This is a genomic window from Sulfurovum sp. bin170, from assembly GCF_010892395.1.
Taxonomy (GTDB): Bacteria; Campylobacterota; Campylobacteria; order Campylobacterales; family Sulfurovaceae; genus UBA1140.
Map to the genome: position 1 here is coordinate 1 of NZ_JAACKB010000073.1, position 2,310 is coordinate 2,310.

Below are 2,310 nucleotides of genomic sequence, written 5' to 3' on the forward strand. Positions count from 1 at the left end.
CAGCACTCACCTCAGCTACTTTTGTATCAGCTTTGACCATCGTAGTTATCCCCAAAACTCCAAATGATTGATTTCCATCAAACAGATATATCTCTGCTTTTAGATGTTTTTGGATGGACTCCAACCCTCTACCCAAACAAGCACTTAGTCCTAGCTCATCTATCTCTTTTGGTGAGAAACTTACAATATGATATTGACTGTTTTGGATGATTTGAGGGTAGAGTGCTTCTCGTTTTTTCTCAGAAATTTTTTTTGAATCCATGAGTCCTTCGATTGGATTTATTAGGATTACTCCTGCTATAACCAAATCACCTGCTAGAGGTCCTCTTCCTGCTTCGTCTATGCCACAAATTTTAGGCATGGGTTCTTCTTAATGGTGCAATAAATTGACACCCTACTGTTGTGAATGGTATTGATGTTTGTGATTTGTAGGGTGTCAATTTATTGCACCAAAAAAAGATGTCATACATGGGCTATCTCCGCTATAAGCTGTAAAAACGCTTCACCATACCGTTCAAATTTGACCTCACCAACACCATGAACCTCTAACATCTCTGCTTTATTTGTCGGCATAACATTTGAAAGCTCTTTAAGTGTCTTATCTGAAAATACTACATACGGTGGTACTTTGCTTGTTGTAGCTATCTCTTTTCTTAGTACTCTTAGTTTGTCAAATATCTCAACCTTATAATCATCAAAATAGGTGATTTTTTTCTTGGCTTTTGCTTTTTTCACCATTAGCCGTTCTTCTCGAATGGAGACCTCTTCTCCCCCTTTTAGAATATTTACTCCTCTCTCTGTAAGATAGTAAACTTTATAATCTCCAATACCCACAGCACCAAGCTCTAATAGTTTATCAGAGATACTAAGCCATTGTGGTTTTGAGTAGTTCTCTCCTATTCCATAGACGGATAGTTGGTCATGACCATTGGTTAGAATCCTCTGCTCTTTGCTTCCTCTGATAACATCCACTACATAATGTATACCAAAAGATTGTTTGGTTCGATAGATTGTCGAGAGCAGTTTTCTGGCTTCCGTGGTTATATCTATGCTGTTTCTATCAGGGTTAATGCAGTTGTCACATCTATCTCCACACGCTTCTATGGAGTCATTGAAATAGTGGGCTATCTGTTGATGTCTACATGATTCTGAGTCCGAAAATCTTGAGATGGTATTGATTTTCTCATAAGCATTTACCTTATAGGGGCTATCAGGTAAAGCATCTATAAAGCTTTTCTGTTGAACAATATCTTGTGCAGAAAATAGTAATAGAGTAGTAGCATCCAGACCATCTCGTCCTGCTCTTCCTATCTCCTGATAGTAGTTCTCTAGGGTTTTTGGTAGATTCATGTGGACTACAAATCTGATATTACTCTTGTCAATCCCCATTCCAAAAGCTATGGTGGCTACTACTATATCTATCTCATCTGATACAAATTCACTATAGACCTTTTTTTTAATATTGGTGGGGAGTCCTGCATGAAAGGCTTTTGCCTTGTATCCCTGTCTCTCTAGGTATTTGGCTACACTCTCTGTCTGTTTTCTTGAAAAGGCATATACAATTCCTGTTAAACTCTTTTGCTCTTTTAAAAAGTTTATGAGTTGTACTCTTCCATCACTCTGTCTATGTTGGGCTGTCATGGTTAGGTTTTTGCGAAAGAGAGAACCTGTAACAATCTTGGGATTAATTAGCTGTAGATTTGATACTATATCTTCACGGACTATGGTTGTAGCGGTTGCGGTAAAAGCTGCAATTGTAGTTGATGGAAAAGAGGTTTTTAGTTGGGATAACATTCGGTAGTGTTCACGAAATTCATGACCCCACTCACTCACACAGTGAGCCTCATCTATTACAAAAAAGTTTATATTTAACTCCATTAAAAAGGTTAAGAAGTAGTCATTCATTAAGCGTTCAGGAGCGACATATAGGAGTTTTATTTGATTGTTATATAGAGCTTGTTCTATCTCTTTTGTCTCCTCTTGGGTCTGCATGGAGCTTAACATTGACGCAGATATTCCATTCCCTCTAAGTGCTACCACTTGGTCATGCATCAGAGCAAGTAGGGGAGAGACAACAACCGTGACACCAGACATAAGCAGTGATGGTAGTTGGTAGCAGAGTGATTTTCCTCCACCTGTGGGGAGTATCATTAGAACATCTTGATTGTTTAGGATATAGTCTATAACCTCCTCTTGCTGTTCTCTAAAGTTTTGGTGTCCGAAGTAGTGTTGTAGTATCTCTAGCTTTTTCATACTGTAATTTTAGCGTAAGCTGACTTGGAAACTCAATTAAGTACCTACCCAAAATTA

The 2,310-nt window shown here is 38.2% G+C and carries 1 protein-coding gene and 1 pseudogene; both read right to left on the reverse strand.

Translation table 11 applies throughout. From position 1 onward, the window contains the following. Positions 1–361, reverse strand: a pseudogene (locus GSY74_RS01695) (ribonuclease HII); the annotation flags it as partial. Positions 362–462: 101 nt separating this feature from the next. Next, positions 463–2,253 carry a DNA helicase RecQ gene (gene recQ / locus GSY74_RS01700; protein WP_164663387.1) on the reverse strand — a complete coding sequence of 597 codons (1,791 nt, stop codon included), beginning with the start codon at positions 2,251–2,253 and terminating at the stop codon, positions 463–465. Between the last annotated feature and the right edge of the window lie 57 nt (positions 2,254–2,310).